Annotated in this window: 15 protein-coding genes; 7 read left to right on the top strand and 8 right to left on the bottom strand. The window is 71.6% G+C overall.

Going from position 1 to position 17,925, the window contains the following annotated elements; all coding sequences use genetic code 11:
* Positions 1–23: 23 nt before the first annotated feature.
* From ACH495_RS27865 to ACH495_RS27835, 7 genes are all read right to left on the bottom strand, one after another.
* The gene (locus tag ACH495_RS27865) at positions 24–1,424 is read right to left on the bottom strand and encodes a GH1 family beta-glucosidase (protein ID WP_396860676.1); all 1,401 of its coding nucleotides are present in this window, start codon (positions 1,422–1,424) and stop codon (positions 24–26) included.
* Positions 1,421–3,661 (bottom strand): alpha-xylosidase, encoded by a 2,241-nt coding sequence (gene yicI / locus ACH495_RS27860; RefSeq protein WP_396860675.1) that lies wholly within the window; start codon positions 3,659–3,661, stop codon positions 1,421–1,423. Before yicI ends, ACH495_RS27865 begins: the two co-directional genes overlap by 4 nt.
* On the bottom strand, positions 3,658–4,533 hold the full coding sequence (locus ACH495_RS27855) for a carbohydrate ABC transporter permease (protein ID WP_396860674.1): 876 nt from the start codon (positions 4,531–4,533) through the stop codon (positions 3,658–3,660). Before ACH495_RS27855 ends, yicI begins: the two co-directional genes overlap by 4 nt.
* Before the next feature lies 1 nt (position 4,534).
* Complete coding sequence (locus tag ACH495_RS27850) at positions 4,535–5,509, bottom strand: carbohydrate ABC transporter permease (RefSeq protein WP_396860673.1); 975 nt, start codon at positions 5,507–5,509, stop codon at positions 4,535–4,537.
* A 67-nt stretch (positions 5,510–5,576) separates the two neighbouring features.
* Complete coding sequence (locus ACH495_RS27845; RefSeq protein WP_396860672.1) at positions 5,577–6,881, bottom strand: ABC transporter substrate-binding protein; 1,305 nt, start codon at positions 6,879–6,881, stop codon at positions 5,577–5,579.
* 85 nt (positions 6,882–6,966) lie between these two features.
* Complete coding sequence (locus ACH495_RS27840) at positions 6,967–7,995, bottom strand: LacI family DNA-binding transcriptional regulator (protein ID WP_396860776.1); 1,029 nt, start codon at positions 7,993–7,995, stop codon at positions 6,967–6,969.
* 173 nt (positions 7,996–8,168) lie between these two features.
* Entirely contained in the window at positions 8,169–8,780 is a 612-nt protein-coding gene (locus tag ACH495_RS27835) for a DedA family protein (RefSeq protein ID WP_396860671.1), read from the bottom strand.
* Positions 8,781–9,200: 420 nt separating this feature from the next.
* Between ACH495_RS27835 and ACH495_RS27830 the strand changes: the two genes are divergently transcribed.
* From ACH495_RS27830 to ACH495_RS27820, 3 genes are all read left to right on the top strand, one after another.
* The gene (locus ACH495_RS27830) at positions 9,201–10,679 is read left to right on the top strand and encodes an endo-1,4-beta-xylanase (protein ID WP_396860670.1); all 1,479 of its coding nucleotides are present in this window, start codon (positions 9,201–9,203) and stop codon (positions 10,677–10,679) included.
* A 23-nt stretch (positions 10,680–10,702) separates the two neighbouring features.
* Positions 10,703–11,476 carry a hypothetical protein gene (locus ACH495_RS27825; protein WP_396860669.1) on the top strand — a complete coding sequence of 258 codons (774 nt, stop codon included), beginning with the start codon at positions 10,703–10,705 and terminating at the stop codon, positions 11,474–11,476.
* An 89-nt stretch (positions 11,477–11,565) separates the two neighbouring features.
* Positions 11,566–11,712 (top strand): hypothetical protein, encoded by a 147-nt coding sequence (locus ACH495_RS27820; protein WP_396860668.1) that lies wholly within the window; start codon positions 11,566–11,568, stop codon positions 11,710–11,712.
* 73 nt (positions 11,713–11,785) lie between these two features.
* Here ACH495_RS27820 and ACH495_RS27815 read toward each other — a convergent pair whose 3' ends face one another.
* Entirely contained in the window at positions 11,786–12,100 is a 315-nt protein-coding gene (locus ACH495_RS27815) for a hypothetical protein (RefSeq protein WP_396860667.1), read from the bottom strand.
* A 71-nt stretch (positions 12,101–12,171) separates the two neighbouring features.
* Between ACH495_RS27815 and ACH495_RS27810 the strand changes: the two genes are divergently transcribed.
* From ACH495_RS27810 to ACH495_RS27795, 4 genes are all read left to right on the top strand, one after another.
* A complete protein-coding gene (locus ACH495_RS27810; RefSeq protein ID WP_396860666.1) occupies positions 12,172–12,981 on the top strand; it encodes an ABC transporter ATP-binding protein in 810 nt (269 codons plus the stop codon).
* The gene (locus tag ACH495_RS27805; protein WP_396860665.1) at positions 12,966–14,810 is read left to right on the top strand and encodes a hypothetical protein; all 1,845 of its coding nucleotides are present in this window, start codon (positions 12,966–12,968) and stop codon (positions 14,808–14,810) included. The genes ACH495_RS27810 and ACH495_RS27805 overlap by 16 nt, the downstream gene beginning before the upstream one ends.
* 2 nt (positions 14,811–14,812) lie before the next feature.
* Positions 14,813–15,472: a M23 family metallopeptidase gene (locus ACH495_RS27800; RefSeq protein ID WP_396860664.1), complete on the top strand. Its 660-nt coding sequence runs from the start codon at positions 14,813–14,815 to the stop codon at positions 15,470–15,472.
* Positions 15,473–15,631: 159 nt separating this feature from the next.
* Complete coding sequence (locus ACH495_RS27795; protein ID WP_396860663.1) at positions 15,632–17,578, top strand: GTP-binding protein; 1,947 nt, start codon at positions 15,632–15,634, stop codon at positions 17,576–17,578.
* The last annotated feature ends 347 nt before the right edge of the window (positions 17,579–17,925 follow it).

Raw genomic sequence — 17,925 nt, 5'->3', positions numbered from 1 at the left:
AGCATAGGTGTGCTGCTCGGCGCTCACATGTCCGGCTGACCGGTGGTGGCCAGGTGGCGGTACCAGTGGGCGCTGTCCTTCCAGGTGCGCTCCTGGGTGTCGTAGTCGACGCGGATGATGCCGAAGCGGCGGTCGTAGCCGTAGCCCCACTCGAAGTTGTCCAGCAGCGACCAGACGAAGTAGCCCCGGACGTCCGCGCCCTGCGCGCGGGCGTCGGCGATCGCGTCGATGTGCCGGCGCAGGTAGTCGATCCGCCGGTCGTCGTGGATCCGTCCGTCGGCCGAGACCACGTCCTCGAACGCCGCGCCGTTCTCGGTGATCATCAGCGGCTGGCCCGGGTACTCGTGACGCAGCCGCAGCAGCAGCTCGGTCAGGGCCGGTGGGTCGATGTTCCACCCCATCGCCGTGTGCGGGCCGGGTTGCGGCAGGAAGTCGACGTCGTCGGCGCCCACCCACGGCGAGTGGGCCGAGGCGCCGTGCCCGTCGGCGTCGGAGCGGGCCGAGTGCCCGTCCCCGGCGCGGACCAGGGTGCTGGCGTAGTAGTTGACCCCGAGCACGTCCAGCGGCACCGCGATCAGCCGCTCGTCACCCGGGCGCACGAACGACCAGTCGGTGACGGCGGCGGTGTCGGCCAGCAGGTCGGCCGGGTACGCCCCGTCCAGCATCGGGCCGAGGAACGCCCGGTTGGCCAGGGCGTCGATCCGCCGGACCGCGTCGGTGTCGGCGGCCGAGTCGGACGCGCCCCGGACGACGTGCAGGTTCAACGTCACCGACAGCTCGGCGCTCGGCGCCAGCGTCCGGACCACCCGCCCGGCCAGGCCGTGCGCCAGGTTCAGGTGGTGCACCGCCGCCAGCGCGGCCGCCGGTTCGGTCCGGCCGGGCGCGTGTACGCCGGAGCCGTAACCCAGGTACGCCGAGCACCACGGCTCGTTGAGGGTGGTCCAGGTGTGCACCCGGTCGCCGAGCGCCGTGACGATCCCCGACGCGTACTCCTCGAAGCGCAGCGCCGTCTCCCGCACCGGCCACCCGCCGGCGTCCTCCAGCTCCTGCGGCAGGTCCCAGTGGTACATGGTCGCCACCGGCCGGACGCCGCGTTCCAGCAGGCCGTCGACCAGCCGGGAGTAGAAGTCCAGGCCGGCGGCGTTGAACCGCCCGGAACCGCCCGGCTGCACCCGGGGCCAGGAGATCGAGAAACGGTACGCGCCCAGCCCCAGCTCGGCGATGTGGTCGAGGTCCTGCGGCCACCGGTGGTAGTGGTCGGCGGCCACGTCACCGGTGTCGCCGTTCCACGTACGCCCGGGGGTGTGGCTGTAGGTGTCCCAGATGGACGGGCCGCGGCCGTCAGCGGTGGCCGCGCCCTCGATCTGGTACGCCGCCGTGGCCGAACCCCAGACGAAGCTCTCCGGGAAGTTCCGTGCCGTCATCGTCCCCACCTCTCCGTGCCGGCCACCACGCAGTGGTACGCCGACGACTCGCCCGCCATCAGCTCGGCGGTCGCCACCCCGTCGCGGAAGCCGACCTCGAACTGCGCGCCCGGCCCCTCGCCGGGCGCCGGGATCCGTACCCGTCGCCGTTGCCCCTCCGCCGGGGCGTAGAGCCGCAGCTCCACCCCGTCGGCCCAGTCGTAGTCGGGCCGGTCGGAGCGTGCCCCGAACCCGATGACCGCGCCGGGCCGGGCGAGCACCGGCAGGCTGTCGTACTCGTGTTTCTCGGTCACCCACGCCGGACCGGTGAGTTGCGCGCCGGTGACCAGGTGGGTCCACGTGCCGGCGGGGACATAGAAGGTGACCTGCCCGTCGGCGCTGAGCACCGGCGCGACCAGCACGTCCGGGCCGAGCATGTACTGCCGGTCGAGGTGCGCCACGGCCGGGTCGTCCGGGAACTCCACGACCATCGGACGCATCATCGGGATGCCGTCGCGGTGCGCCTCCTCGGCCGTCGCCGCCAGGTAGGGCATGAGCCGGAGCTTGAGCCGGGTGAAGTGGCGCAGCACGTCCACGGCCTCCTGGTCGTACGCCCACGGCACCCGGTACGAGCCGGAGCCGTGCAGCCGCGAGTGCGAGGAGAGCAGGCCGAACGCGATCCACCGCTTGAACACGGCCGGGTCGGGGGTGCCCTCGAAGCCGCCGATGTCGTGACTCCAGTAGCCGAAGCCGGACGACGCGAGGGACAGCCCACCGCGCAGCGACTCGGCCATCGCGACGAACGTCGACTCGCAGTCGCCGCCCCAGTGCACCGGGAACTGCTGGCCGCCGGCGGTGGCCGAGCGGGCGAACAGCACCGCCTCGCCCTCGCCGCGCTCGGTCTCCAGCAGCTCGAAGACCGCCTTGTTGTAGAGGTAGGCGTAGTAGTTGTGCATGCGCTGCGGGTCCGACCCGTCGTGCCACACCACGTCGGTCGGGATGCGCTCACCGAAGTCGGTCTTGAAGCAGTCGACGCCCATGTCCAGCAGCGCCTTGAGCTTGCCGGTGAACCAGGCGACCGCGTCCGGGTTGGTGAAGTCGACGAGCGCCATGCCGGCCTGCCACTTGTCCCACTGCCACACCGACCCGTCCGGGTTGCGCACCAGGTAGCCGGCCTGGCGGCCCTCCTCGAACAGGTACGAGCGCTGCGCGATGTACGGGTTGATCCACACGCACACCTTCAGGCCCCGCTCGTGCAGCCGCCGCAGCATGCCCTCGGGGTCGGGGAAGGTCGCCGGGTCCCAGACGAAGTCGACCCAGTGGAACTGGCGCATCCAGAAGCAGTCGAAGTGGAACACCGACAGCGGCAGGTCCCGCTCGGCCATCCCGTCGACGAACTCGGTCACCGTCTTCTCGTCGTACGACGTGGTGAACGACGTGGACAGCCACAGCCCGTACGACCAGGCGGGAACCCGGGCCGGCCGGCCGGTCAGCGCCGTGTAGCGGCGCAACACGTCCTTCGGGGTGGGCCCGTCGACGACGTGGTAGGTGAGCGACTGGCCGGCGACGCTGAACTGGGTCTGCGCGACGACCTCGGAGCCGACCTCGAACGACACGTGCTCCGGGTGGTCCACGAACACCCCGTAGCCGGCGCTGCTGAGGTAGAACGGCACGTTCTTGTACGCCTGCTCGCTGGCGGTGCCGCCGTCGGCGTTCCAGACGTCGACGGTCTGACCGTTCTTCACGAACGGGCCGAACCGCTCGCCCAGCCCGTACACCGTCTCGCCGACGCCGAGCGCGAGCCGTTCGTGCACGTACCGGTGGCCCTCGCCGTCGGTGACGATCCCGATGCTGCGCCCGGTGGACGCCGTGATCAGCCGGTCGCCGTGCCGGAACTCGACCCGCCAGCCGTCGACCAGCGCGACCCGGACGGTCAGCTCGCCGGTGGTCAGCGACGCGCTGATGCCGGTGATGTCGACGGTGACCGGGTGGGTGTCGTCGGTGCGCAACCCGAAGTGGGGTTCGCGGGGCAGCCCGCCGCTGTGGTGGCCGATGGTGACCCCGACCACGCCGGGCGCGGGGGAGAAGAAGCGGACGGTGACGACCGGCCGGTTGAGCGTGTCGCCGCGGCCGTTGATCTGACCGGCCGGCGCGAAGACGGTGAAGCCGCGCTCGTCCATCTCGACCGATTCGACAGTGCCGGGGCGCAGCACGCTGACCCCCGGGCGCAGTTGCCAGTACCCGTCGGTGAACTTCACTTCTCGGCTCCTGCCGTGATGCCGCGCGCCAGAGTGCGCTGGAAGATGAGGAAGAAGAGGATGGCCGGCACCAGGCTGATCAATGCGCCGGCGTTTGTCGTCGGGGCGTCCATCAGGCGGTCACCCTGCAACGACGCGAGGGCGACCGGGATGGTCTGCGTCTGGTTGTCGATCAGCATGACCAGCGGGATGAGGAACTCGTTCCAGGTCCAGATGAAGAAGAAGATGAGCAGGACGGCGAGGGTCGGCCGCAGGTTGGGGAAGACCACCCGCCACAGCACCGTCCACTTGCCGGCGCCGTCCAGCGCGGCGGCCTCCAGCAGGGAGCGCGGGAACGTGCCAAGCACCGAGGCGAGCAGGTAGGTGCCGAACGCGCTCTGGATGACGGTGAAGATGATGATCACCGACAGCCGGGTGTTGTAGAGGCCGATCTCCTTGGCGACGTAGTACAGCGGGTAGATCAACGCCTCCTGCGGCAGCATGTTGGCCAGCAGGAACACCCCGACGATCCACAGCCGGCCGCGGACCCGGCCGATGCCCAGGGCGTACGCGTTGAGCAGCGACACGACGACGCCGAGCACCGCCACGGACCCGGCGATGAGCGCCGAGTTCCACAGCTTGAGCGGGAAGTTCACCTCGGCCCAGTACGTCCGCAGGCCCCTGGTGTAGAACTCCGTCGGCCAGCTCAGCGGGCCGCCCGACGAGTAGTCACCGGGCGACTTGAACGCGTTGAGCAGCATGAACGCGAACGGCACCAGCATGACGAGCGCGCCCAGGGTGACTCCGGCGAGCACCACCCAGCGGCTGACGCCCCGGTGGTGCCGGTCGCGCACCGGCCGGCGGACCGGGGCCTCGGTGATCGTGATGGCCATGTCAGATCCCCCGGTCCCGGCGCTCGCTGCGGGCCTGCACCCCGATGAAGACCACTGCCACCACGACGATGATCACCGTGAGCACTGTGGAGATCGCGGAACCGTACCCGACCTGGAGCTTCTTGAAGAACGTGTAGTACGCGAAGTACGACGGCACGTTGGTGGCGTTCTCCGGGCCGCCCCGGGTCAGCGCGAAGATCGGCCCGAACACCTTCAACGCGGCGATGGTGCAGGTCAGCGCCACCACGAAGGTCTCTGGCCGGATCTGCGGCAGCGTGATCGCCCGGAACCGGTGCAACCAGTTCGCCCCGTCGACCTCGGCCGCCTCGTACAGTTCCGGGTCGACCCGCTGCAACGCCGCCATGAACACGACCACCGGGTAGCCGATCTGCACCCAGATCATCACCGCCATCACCGCCGGCAGCGCGGTGTCCGGGTCGCCGAGCCAGTCGTGGCGCAGCGCCCCGAGACCGACCGCGTCGAGCAGACTGTTGAACGCGCCGTCCGGGCGCAGGATCCAGCCCCAGACGATGCCGGCCACCACCACGGGCAGCACCTGCGGCAGATAGAACGCGGCCCGCAACGCCGCCGCCGTACGTGGCCTGAACCGACGTCCGACGACGTCGAAGAGCACCGAGGCGAGCAGCAGCCCGAGCACTGTCGGCACCACCACCATCGCGACGATCATCGCCACGGTGTTGCGGAACGACGCCCAGAACACCTCGTCGTGCAGCAACCGCTGGTAGTTGTCCAACCCGACGAAGGTGGGGTCACCGACGCCCGACCACCGGGTCAGCGACAGGTAGCCGGTGCCGACCAGCGGCGCGCCGATGACCAGGATGAACAGCGCCGCTCCGGGGAGCAGGTAGAGCCAGTACGCCGCGTTGCGGCCACGCGGTCGGCGGCGGGGCGGGGGCGCGGGGGTGGGGGTGGGGGACGCCGACGGTGTGGCGGCGACGGTGTCGGGGACTGCCATGGAAGATCCTTCCCGGCGGGGCGGGCGGGCGCGCCGGTCGTGCCGGTCGCGCCCGCCGCTCGCCGTGTCACTTGCCGGTGATCTCCTTGACGCCGTCGGCGTACGGCTTGGCGATCGTGTCGAGCACCTGGTCGGGGGTCTTGGACCCGTTGATCAGGGCCTGGAACCCGCCGACCAGCACGTCGTAGTAGCCGGGCACCGGCCAGTCCGGGTAGAAGGCCAGACCGTCCTGCTTGCTGACCGTGTTGAAGTCCTCGATCAGCTTGCGGTCCTTCGGGTCGCTGATCCTGGCGGGGTCACCGGCCACCGGGACACCACCGTTGTTGCCGATCAGGTCCTGGATCTCCGGACGCAGGGTGATGTCGATGAAGTCGTACGCCAGGCTCTTGGCCTTGCTGTTCGTCGGGACGACCCAGAGGTTGCCGGACGAGCCGGCGTTCAGCGTGTTGCCCGGGAACAGGAAGGTGTCCCAGTTGGCCTTCATCTCGGCCTTGAAGCGGCCGTACCACCAGCTCCCCGAGACGATCATCGGCGTCTTGCCGGCGATGAACGCGGTGCCCATGTCCTCGGCCTTGAGGCTCGCCGAGTTCTTGGCCACGTAGCCCTTCCGCACCCAGTCGGCGAAGGTGTCCGCGCCGTACTTCAGCGGGTCCGCCGTGAAGTCGACCGGGTTCTTGTAGAGCTGGTAGTCGTCGACGAACTGCCGGTCGGCCTTCGACAGGGCCAGCTGGTAGAAGAGCTGCCCGGCTGGGTACTCGGCGCCGGCCATGCCCAGCGGGGTGATCTTCTTGCTGACGAAGGTGTCCATCGCGGCGGTCAGCTCCGCCATGGTGGTGGGCACCCTGACGCCGTTGCGGTCGAACAGGTCCTTGTTGTAGTAGACCGTGACGTACTCACCGTAGTTCGGCACGCCGAACCAGTTGCCCGACCCCATCACGCCCTTGTCGCTGTAGCGCGCGGTGGTCTGGAGGCTGGGGCTGAGCTTGTCGGCCCAGCCGCGCTTCTCCGCCTCGCCGCTGAGGTCGGTGAGCAGGCCCTGAGAGGACAGCAGACCGGCCGTCGCGTTGCCCTTGTTGTACTCCATGATGTCCGGGCCCTCGGACGAGTTGATGATCATGCCGGCGTTCTGCTGGATCTGCTCGAACGCCTTGCGCTCGAAGCGCACCTCGACGCCCGGGTGCTCGGCCTTGAAGATCTCGATGGCCCGGTCCCAGCCGACTCCCATCGCGCTGTTCTCGCCCTCGTAGTGCCAGAGCTTGAGCGTCTTGGCCCCGCTGTCGTCACCGCTGTCGTCGCCGCTGCACGCGGCCACGGTGGTCGTCGCGGTCGCCGCCAGGGCGAGCGCCGCGACGATCCGGCGGAATCGCTGCATTGCTATCCTCCTCGTTGAGTATCGAGCCGGTACTTCACTGGGTCCGTCGTCGCGTTGCCGCGCGGCGACGGGCCGTTTCTACTGGTCAGCCCCTCATCGGTTGGGGGCGTCGTGGGGCTGCGGTCGAGCCCCGGATCTCGAGCGTGCACGGCAGCAGTTGCTGGTGGCGCTCGTCACCGGCCCCGTCCAGGTGGCGCACCAGCGCCTCGATCGCGATCCGACCCATCGCCGACCCGGGCGACGTCATCGCGGTCAGCGCCGGGGTGGCCAGCTCGGCGACCTGCGGCGAGGTGACCATCGAGACGACCGAGACGTCGTCGGGCACGGACCGCCCCCGCGCGGTCAGCTCGCCGAGGATGCCGAAGATCGCCGTCTCGTTCATGGCCACCACGGCCGTCAGGTCCGGCGCCCGCGCGAGGGCGGCGGCCAGCGCCGCCCGGCCGCCGTCGGCGCTGTCCTCGGCCGGGATCATGACCGGTTCCAGGCCGTGGCCGGTCATGGCCGTGACGAAGGCGTCCCGGGTACGCAGAGCCGGACCGTAACCACTGGCCAGGGTCTCGGCCGAGTGGTTGACGTAGACGATCTGCCGGTGCCCCAGGCCGACCAGGTGCGCCACCGCCGCCCGCACGGTCTGATCGAAGTCGATGTCGACGTAGGAGAGCCCGTCGGTGTCCCCGGTGCGCCCGATCAGCACCAGCGGCACACCGGCCTGCTGGAGCGCGCTGACCCGCTCGTCGGCGAGCTGCACCTCCATCAGCACGACGCCGTCGAACATCCGCTGGCTGGCCAGCCGGCGCAGGTCGTCGAGGTCACCGCCACCGCCGACGGGCGACAGCACCAGGTGGTAGCCGACGGCGCTGGCCGCCGCGGCGGCCCCGGTGACGAACGCCGTCTCGGTCGCGCCGAGGCCGCGCTCGTCCATCGGCAGCAGCAGGCCCAGGATCCGGCTGCGCCGACTGGCCAGGCCACGGGCCATGGCGTTGGGCTGGTAGTCGAGCTCGGTCATGGCCGCGAGCACCTTGGCCCGGGTGGCCTGGGAGATCGGCCGGGTGCCGGTGAGCACGTAGGAGACGGTGCTGACCGAGACCTGCGCCAGGCGGGCGACGTCATGCATGGTGGCCACCGCGCACCTCCTCCGGCCAGGCAGGGAACCGCATCCGAATGATCGTCGAAGCGGTTCGACGAAGCGGTTCGACAGACGCTAGGCCCCCGGTTACGGCGACGTCAATAGCCGATGTCGAAAGACGTCGCGTCGCCGCCCGTGCGCCGCGCTCCGCAGCGGGTGGCCTACGTCGGTTCGCCGCGTCGGCGGCGCACCAGTCGCCATCCGACGTAGCTGAGCGTGAGGACGACCGCGCCGGCGATCAGGTACCACTCGAACCGGTGCAGGTCCACGAGCACGGCGCGCAGATGGTCGCCGGTCAGGTAGCCGGCCGTCGTCCACAGCCCCACCCAGGCGGCGGCGCCGAGCGCGTTGAAGGCCACGAAGCGCCGCCACGGCATGCCGGTGGTGCCGGCGACGACGCCGTTGAACTGCCGCAGGCCGTCGACGAAGCGGGCGGCGGCGACCAGCTTCGGGCCGTGGCGGCTCATCACCGCCTCCAGGCGGGCGAACCGGTCCGGGCCGAGACGCAGGCGACGGCCGTGGCGCAGGACGAGCCGGCGGCCCCCGAGGCGGCCGATCAGGTAGCCGATGCTGTCGCCGATCACCGCGGCCAGGAACGCGGTGGCCGCCACGCCGACGACGCTCAGCCGGCCGTGCGACGCGTATCCGGCGGCCAGGACGATCGCGGTCTGGCCGGGTGCGGGGACGCCGAAGCCCTCCACGCCGACGAGCAGGGCGAGCCCCGGGTAACCGTAGTGGCCCACCAGGTCGGTGAGGACGCGGAACGGGCTCACCGGCCGGTCCTGGAGAGGCGGCTCGGCACGCCGACGAGCCTAGCCGGTGCGGGGCGTGGGCGAGTGGCCACGCGTTCCCGGCTCACCCCTGCGGGGGAGGGCGCGGACGGAGCCTGCCGTGCCCCGGCCCGCCGGAGTCGGCTCCCGACCCGATCTGTTGCATCGAATCAATTCGATATAGTATCGCGCCAGGGCAGCGTCACTCCGCAGGGGCGTACGCGACGGAGTGTTCGCCATCCACCGGGCGGACCGGGTAGCCGGCCGGTGGTCATCCATTCGGGCGCGGCCGGGCGGACGCCGGGACGGCGTCACCTGCCGCGTGCTGGTCCCGCCGTGAGCGCGGTGCGCCGACCGTCCACCGGCCGGATCCCGTGCCGCGTGCGGCAACGGATCAGACAGCACACCGAGGAGTAGGCACAGATGAATGACGTACCCGCTCAACCGCGACACCGGACCAGGCGTGCCGTCAGGCTGCTTCTGGGTGGGGCCTGCGCCCTGGCGGTCACCGTGTCGTCGATGGCCCTGGCCACCTTCGCCCGCGCCGACCTCAGCGGGCCACCCGGAACCACCCTGAAGGCCGCGGCCGAGCGCAGCGGCCGGTACTTCGGCGCCGCCATGGGAGGCGACCGTCTCACCGACTCGGGCTTCCTGACCATCGCGAACCGCGAGTTCGACATGATGACGGCCGTCAACGAGATGAAGCCCGACGCGACCGAGCCCAACCCGGGCCAGTTCGACTTCCGTGCCGGGGACGCGATCTACAACTGGGCCACCCAGCACGGCATGCGGGTCCGTGGTCACACGCTGGCCTGGCACGCTCAACAGCCGAGGTTCTGGGGAAGTCTCAGCGGCAGCGCCCTGCGCACCGCGATGATCGACCACATCAACGGCGTGATGGCCCACTACCGGGGCAAGCTGGCCTACTGGGACGTGGTGAACGAGGCGTTCGCGGAGAACGGCAGCAGGCGGTCGTCGAACCTCCAGTCCACCGGGAACGACTGGATCGAGGTGGCGTTCCGGACCGCGCGCGCGGCCGACCCGAACGTGAAGCTCTGCTACAACGACTACAACATCGAGAACTGGACGTACGCCAAGACGCAGGGCGTCTACAACATGATCAAGGACTTCAGGTCCCGTGGCGTCCCGGTCGACTGCGTCGGGCTGCAGACCCACTTCACCGGTGGCAGCTCGCTGCCGGGCAACTTCCAGACGACGCTGTCCAGCTTCGCCGCCCTCGGGGTCGACGTGGCGCTGACCGAGGCCGACGTCACCAACGCCTCGACCAGCCAGTACCAGGGCCTGACCCAGGCCTGCGCTAACGTCCCCCGCTGCGTCGGCATCACGACGTGGGGCATCCGGGACAGCGACTCCTGGCGCGGCAACGAGAACCCGCTCCTGTTCGACCGCAACAGCAACCCGAAGGCGGCGTACACCGCCGTCCGCGACGCGCTCAACGCCGCCTCCACGACGGTGCCGGGCACGACCCCGCCGCCGACCACCGTCCCGCCGACCACCGTCCCACCGACCACGACCCCGCCGACCACCGTCCCACCCACCACCGCTCCGCCGACCACGCCCCCTGGCACCGGGCAGCCGGGTGCGTGCACCGCGACGTACCGCACGGTCAACAGCTGGAGCGGTGGCTTCCAGGGTGAGGTCACCGTGGCCAACACCGGCTCCACCACGCTCACCGGATGGACCGTGCGGCTGACGCTGGCCGGTGGGCAGACCGTCGCCAACGTCTGGAACGGCATCAACACCGGCACCAGCGGCACGGTCAGCGTCCGCAACGCCGACTACAACGGGTCCCTCGGCGCGAACGCCTCGACCACCTTCGGATTCCTGGTCAACGGCAGCAGCAACGCCGCCCCCGGTGGATTCTCCTGCACCAGCCCCTGACCGACGAGACGTGGAGGACGACCATGCGTAGCTACCTCGCGGTGTTCACCGCCGCCCTGATCCTCGGCACCGCCGCCGGCAGCGTTCCGGCCGGCGCGTCGCCCGCCGCCTCGCGTTCGTGCCCCCGTGGCCTGCTCTTCTGTGAGGACTTCGAGCGACTGCCTCCCGGCGGGCCCAGCACGGTGAACTGGGGCGTCGACACCCGCCACGGCACGCTCACCGTCGAGCGGGCCCGCCGCGGCAACCAGGTGCTGCACGTCCACACCGTCGACAACGGTCGCGCCTTCCTGCGCGTCGACGACGTCGCCGCGCCGGGCAACCGCTTCTACGGCCGGATGCGGCTGCGCGTCGACGCCTTCCCCACCGCCCCGGACTGGGCGCACTTCACGCTGGTGGAGGCGACCGGCGCCGGCAGCGCGGAGGTCGTCCGTCCGGTCGGTGGCCAGTACGCGCCCACGGTCCCCGGAACCTTCTGGGGGATCGGCGCCGACGGCGGCCCGACCGGCGACTGGACCAACTGGCGGGAGTCCGCCCCGGTCACCGAGGACACCTGGCAGTGCGTCGAGTGGAAGATCGACCCGACGGACAACCGGGTCGCGGTGTGGATCGACGGCGTGGCGAACCCGGGGCTGACCGCCTCCACTACCGAACACGGTGGCAACGACGTGCCCTTCGTCCTGCCGGCGGTCGACACGGTGAAGATCGGCTGGCAGCTCTACCAGGGCGGCACCACGCCGGGCGAGTTCGACCTCTGGATCGACGACATCGCCCTGTCCGGTAAGCGGCTCGGCTGCTGACCCGACCTCCGGGCAGGCGCGGGTTTCCCGACCGGGTCGGCGGGGGTAGACATCGCACCGCCATCAGCCAACCTCCCGAGGAGACTGCCATGTCGGTGCAGGCGTTTCTCTATGTCGTCGCGGTCATCCTGCTCGTGCTCGCCGCGCTGCCCATTCCCACCCGCGGTTTCTCGCTCGCCCTGCTCGGTGCGGCGTGCGCCCTGCTGGCCTACGCCTGGCCGGTGATCACCGGTTAGGTGTCGACGGGTCGGGTCGAGGGCGGGCGGGCCGGGGTGGCCGCGCCCGCCCTCGTGGTCGAGGCCGCCGGGCTCAGGCGCAGCCGCGGTACTGCAACGCGGCGTCCTTCATGTACGCCCAGAGCGGCAGGCCGTTCCAGTAGTCGTAGGTGAGCGTCCAGCCGTTGGCGGTGTTGCCGGTCGGGCCGGTGACAACCTGCCCGTAGCGGCGGGTGCCGTACAGCGTCGACTCCTTGGGCTCGGTGTACATGCCCGCGTAGTCCCAGACGACGGTGAAGCTGCTCGTCGTGCACGCCGCCTGCGCCGTCCCGGCCGGCGTCAGAGCCGTCAGCGCGGTCGCCACGAGGCAGCCGGTCATCGTCCGCTGCAGAAGTCGTCGAACGGTCATCGCGTCCTCCACCTCATCGTCACTGATGAGTACCGTAGCGAGGTCGACGCCGAGTGACAGCGGGGGAAGCCATGGAGCCAGCGACCACCGGGTACGCCGGAGCGGAACGTCCTGACGCGCCGGGCCGGCCGGCGGCGCTGCGACTGTCCGGCCTGCACAAGGCGTTCGGCGCGAACACCGCGGTCGACCACGTCGACCTCGTGGTCCCGCAGGGCTCGTTCTTCGGGCTCGTCGGCCCGAACGGGGCAGGCAAGACGACGTCGTTGTCCATGGCGGTCGGCCTGCTCCGCCCGGACGAGGGCGCCTCGCACGTGTTCGGGGTGGACGTGTGGTCCGACCCGGTCGGGGCGAAGGCGCTGATGGGCGTCCTGCCCGACGGGCTGTCCATGCCGGAGCGGCTGACCGGACGCGAGCTGCTGACGTACCTCGGGCAGTTGCGCGGCATCGAGGCCGGCGTGCTGGCCGGCCGGGTCCAGGAGCTGCTCGACGTGATGGAGCTCGGTTCGGCCGAGCGCACCCTGGTGGTCGACTACTCCACCGGCATGCGCAAGAAGATCGGGCTGGCGACGGCGCTGCTGCACGGACCCCGGCTGCTGGTGCTGGACGAGCCGTTCGAGGCGGTCGACCCGGTGTCCGCGGCCGCCCTCAAGGCGATCCTGATCGACTTCGTGGCCGGCGGTGGCTCGGTGGTGCTCTCCAGCCACGTGATGCCACTGGTCGAGCAGTTGTGCGACACGGTGGCCGTGATGGCCGGGGGGCGGGTGGTGGCGGCCGGCCCGCTCGCCGAGGTCCGCGGCGACGGCACGCTGGAGCAGACGTTCGTCCGGCTGGTCGGCGGCGGCGAGCACACCCGGAAGGGGCTGTCGTGGTTGGCGTCCTGATCCGGATGAAGCTGACGATCATCAGGAACTCGATGACCGGTGGCCGGGCCGCGTGGATGCTGGTCGGCGCCGTCCTCGGTCTGCTGTTCGCGGCCGCCACCATCTGGCTCTCCCTGGTCGAGCTGCCCGACGACGACGTGCTGGGCGACCTGCTGGCGGGCGTCTTCGGGATGTGGACGCTCGGCTGGCTGATCGGTCCGCTGTGGAGCGGCTCGGCGGTGCTGCGCGCCGACCACTTCGCGCTGCTGCCGGTGCCGCGCCGCCGGCTCGCGGTGGGACTGCTGGGGGCGGCGTTCGTCGGAATCACCACGGCGGTGACCGCGCTGGGCTTCGTCGGCCTGATCACGTACGGGGCCCGGCAGGGTCTGGCCGCGGCGCTGCTGGCGACGCCGGTCGCGGCCCTGCAACTGATCTTCGTGGTGCTGCTGTCCCGGGTGGTCCACGCGCTGTTCGGCGTGGTGGCGGCGTCGAGGGCGGGTGCGGCGATCACCGGCGTGCTGTTCGCCGCGATGCTCGTGCTCACCCAGTCCGGCTGGATGATCGTCGTGGCCGTGATGTACTCCGACGTCCTCACGACCGGGTTCTCCCACGCGACCACCGTGACGCTGCGGGCGATCCCGTCGAGCTGGGGGGTGGTGGCGGTGGACGCCGCGGGCCGCGGGGACTGGCCGCTCGCGCTCGCCGCGCCGGCCGGCCTGGTCGTGCTTTGCGTGCTGCTGCTGCTCGTCTGGTCGGTCGAGCTGGGCAATCCGCGCCGGGCCCGGGCCACCATCCGGGGCAGCGCCGGTCGCGCCCCGGTGAGTGGCGGCCCGCTCGGCGGTACGACCGGCGCGGTCGTCCGCAAGGAGCTGCGCACCTGGTGGCGTGACCCGTTGCGGACCACCACGGCGGTGGTGCCGATCGTCTGGGCGCTGGGCACCGTGCTGCTGCCGCTGACCTTCGACACCCGGCTCCTGCTGCCCTGGGCCGGCCCGGCGCTGGCGCTCTTCGCGATCACCTCCGCCGGCAACCTCTACAGCCAGGACGGCACGGCGCTCTGGCAGACCCTGACGATCGGCGCCCAGCGCGCCGACGTACGGGGCCGGCAGTGGGCGTACCTGATCGTCTTCACGCCGCCGGCCGTCGCCCTGAGCATCGCCTTCGCCTGGTGGAGCGGTCTGACCTGGACCTGGCCGTGGGTCGCCGCGGCGGTGCCCGCCCTGCTCGGCGGCGGCGCCGGCCTGATCATCCATTCGTCGGTGTTCGGCCTGGTCCCGGGCCCCGACGCCCACAAGCGGCCGAGCAACCCGCTGGAACGCGCCGACACCACCGGCCGGTCCAACGTGCTGTTCTGGGTCGGGCTGCTGCCGCCGGCGCCCGCGCTCGTCCTGGTCCATCTCGGTGCCCGGTTCGACCAGCCGTGGCTGACCTGGGCCGGCGTGCCGGTCGGCGTGCTGACCGGCATCGCCGTCGCGTGGGTGCTGGGCGGTCTGGCGATCCGGAAGCTCACCGAGGACGGCTCCGACCTGCTGCACACCATGCGCACCGGCCGTCCCACCGTGGCCCGGAACGCCGGCGGCGCCCCGGCGGCCGGGAAGGGCGGCACGGTCGAGGGGCTCAGCTGGGGCCTCGGCTCGATCCTGCTGATCCCGCAGGGGATCGTCCCGCTGGTCTTCATCCTCTCCGACATCCACGTCAGGTCCTGGTTCCTGGCGATGTACGTGCGGCCCCGCTACGGCGTGCCGATCGCCGTGGTCGGCATCCTGGCCGGCGTCACGCTGTACGCCCGGGCGCTCATGACCAGGGTCGACCGGCGGGCCGACCAGGGCTCGCACATGTCACTGTCGTAGCCATGACCTCCCACCGTCCGCGCGACCTCCGGCCCCACCGTGGGCCGCACCGCCGCGCGATTCGCGTCGCGTCGGTTGTCGGCGGCCTCGCGGCACTGGTCGCCGGTGCGGTGGTCGTGGTGCCGCTACTGCGACCGCCGGGACCGCGGCCGGTCTTCCAGCTCCCGGTGACCTGCGGCGAGACGTGGCGGCTGTCCACCTATCCCGGGCACGACGACTACGACGTCGACCTCTTTCCGACCACGGGCGAGGCGTGGGGGCGGCCGGTGCTGGCCTCCGCCGCCGGCACGGTCACCGTGGCGGGGATCAACGGCTCGCTGGGCGGTCGCACCCCGCAGGATCCGGACGGGCCGAGGGGACGGGGCGGCGGATACTGGGTCACGATCGATCACGGCGGGAAGTGGGAGACCCAGTACCTGCACCTGCTGGAGCCGCCGCTGGTCGCCGCCGGCCAACGGGTGGCCCGCGGCGACCAGCTCGGGCGGGTCGGCAGCACCGGCAGCACCGGCAACTCCGGCGCCCCGCACCTGCACTACGAGCAGCGTCGGGGCTGGGAGAAGGTGGAGACCCACTTCGACGGCGTGCCGTCCGGCATCACGTCCGACGACCGCGAGTACACGGTCCGACGGACCAGCGTGAACTGCGACCCGGTCGGCCGGTAGCCGGAGCCGGCACGGGCAGGGATCGAAACCGGTGGTGGCGACGCCGTCGGTGTGCGAACCTGGAGACGGCCCACCGTTGACCAAGAGGAGTGACGATGCGAGCAGATTCCACGCCCCGGACCCTGGACCGTCCTACCGTGGAGTTCTGCCTTGGCCTTGTTGAATCTCGGAATCGTCGCCCATGTTGACGCCGGAAAGACCAGCCTGACCGAACGCCTGCTCTACGAGGCGGGCGCCGTCTCCCGCCTGGGCAGTGTCGACGCCGGCACGACGCGGACCGACTCGATGGAGTTGGAGCGCCGGCGCGGCATCACCATCCGGGCCGCGGTCACGTCGATCGCGATCGGCGACCTGAGCGTCAACCTGTTGGACACCCCCGGCCACCCCGACTTCATCGCGGAGGTCGAGCGTTCGCTGGCCGTCCTGGACGCCGCCGTGCTCGTGGTGTCCAGCGTGGAAGGGGTTCAGCCGCAGACCGTCGCCATCTGGCGGGCGCTGCGCCGCATCGGCGTGCCGACGCTGTTCTTCCTCAACAAGGTGGACCGCCGCGGCGCCGACGTCGACCGGGTGATGACCCAGGTCCGCCAGCGGCTCGGAGCGTCTCCGGTCATGCTCACCACGGTCGTCGGTCAGGGCGCACGTGACGCCCGGGTGCGGGCCGTACCCCTCGACGCCGAACCGGTGGTCGCGGCCGTGGCGGAGGTCGACGACGCGGTGGCGGCGCGGTGGCTGACCGACGAGCCGGTACGCGTCCGTGACGTCCGGCGCGCGATCCGCGACGCGGTACGCCGCGGCGAGCTCAGCCCGGTGGCGTGCGGCTCGGCGATCACCGGAGCCGGGGTCCGGCAACTCGTTCATCTCCTGGCCGACCTGCTGCCGCGCGGCGAGCAGCGGGACGGCCCGCTGGCGGGCACGGTCTTCGCCGTCGATCGGGACGGCCACGGCCGGCGGGCCTGGCTGCGGCTGTGGTCCGGGCGGCTCCGGGTACGGGACCGGGTCCGGCTCGCGGGGGCCGATCCCCAGACGGTGACCCAGATCGCCGTCACCGAACCCGACGGCGTCCTGGTGCGCCCCTCGGTGTCCGCCGGGCAGATCGCCGCGGTACGCGGCGTGTCGGCCCGGATCGGCCAGCACATCGGGGACCCGCCGCGGCGGCACGCCTACCGGTTCCCGCCGCCGACCCGGCAGGCGGTCGTCGAGCCGGTGGAGCCGCACCAGCGCCTGGCGATGTTCGCCGGCCTGGCCGAGCTGGCCGACGAGGACCCGCTGGTGGACCTGCGGCTCGACGAGCAGCAGGCGGAGGCGGTGATCCGCCTGCACGGTGAGGTCCAGAAGGAGGTGCTGGCCGCCCTCATGGAGGACCGGTACGGCGTCCGGGTGCGGTTCTCCGGCACGCTGACCGCCTGCATCGAACGGGTCGCCGGCACCGGCGCCGCCGAGGAGCGGGTACAGGAGCGGGGCAACCCGTACCTGGCCGGGTTGGGGTTGCGCATCGAGGCCGCGCCGGTGGGGCACGGCGTCGAGTTCCGCCCCGGGGTCGAGCCCGGCCGACTCCCGCCGGCGTTCGTCGCCGCCACGGAGGAGGGCGTGCGGGCCGGGCTGCGGCAGGGCCCGCACGGCTGGCCGGTCACCGACTGCACGGTCACCATGACGGCGTCCCGGTACGCCCCGCGCCAGAGCCGGCCGCACCAGAAGTTCGACAAGTCCATCTCGACGGTGGCGGCGGACTTCCGCAATCTCGCCCCGGTGGTGGTCGCCGCCGCGCTGCGCCGGGCCGGCACCCGGGTGTGCCAGCCGATCGAGCGCTTCGACGTCAACCTTCCGCAGCATGCGGTGGAGACCGTGCTGGCCCTGCTCGGCCGGCTCGGCGCGGTCGTCCACGACACCGCCGTCGCCGGGGGGTATCTCGAGGTGGGCGGCACCCTGCCGTCGGCGCGGATCCCGCAGGTCGTCGCGGCCCTTCCCGACCTCACCGGCGGCGAGGCGGTCCTGACCACCAGCTTCGACCACTACGCGCCGGTCACCGGTGCGGAGCCGCCGACGTCGCCCCGGCGCGGCCCCGACCCCGCCGACCGGGAGGAGTGGTTCCGGGCCGTGCCCCGGTAGACCCCGGCCGCGCCATCCAACCGGGTCCAAATGGTGAGCCGAACGTCTGCGCGCTGTGCGAATAATATTTATCCCGATATATTGGCGAGGGTTGCCGGCGAGCCGTCGCTGAAAGACCGGAATCGGATTCCTGATGCGCCTGGTCGTCGCTGGCGCCGGTGCGGCGTCGCTCGGTCGGTCGCCTTGGTCGCCGTGGGTCGACGCGGTCGCGGTCCAGTCGGTGGCACCCACTCCACCAGCGCTGACGCGACGACGGGAGGAGAGCAGTCCGGATGGGAACAGGGGATCGCCGCCCCCGGTCGCGGTTCCGCCCGCCGCGCCGTGACAGAAATGAACCTCGCTCTTTT

The organism is Micromonospora sp. NPDC018662 (assembly GCF_044391475.1).
Taxonomy (GTDB): Bacteria; Actinomycetota; Actinomycetes; order Mycobacteriales; family Micromonosporaceae; genus Micromonospora.
This window is presented reverse-complemented; position numbering and strand designations above follow the sequence as displayed.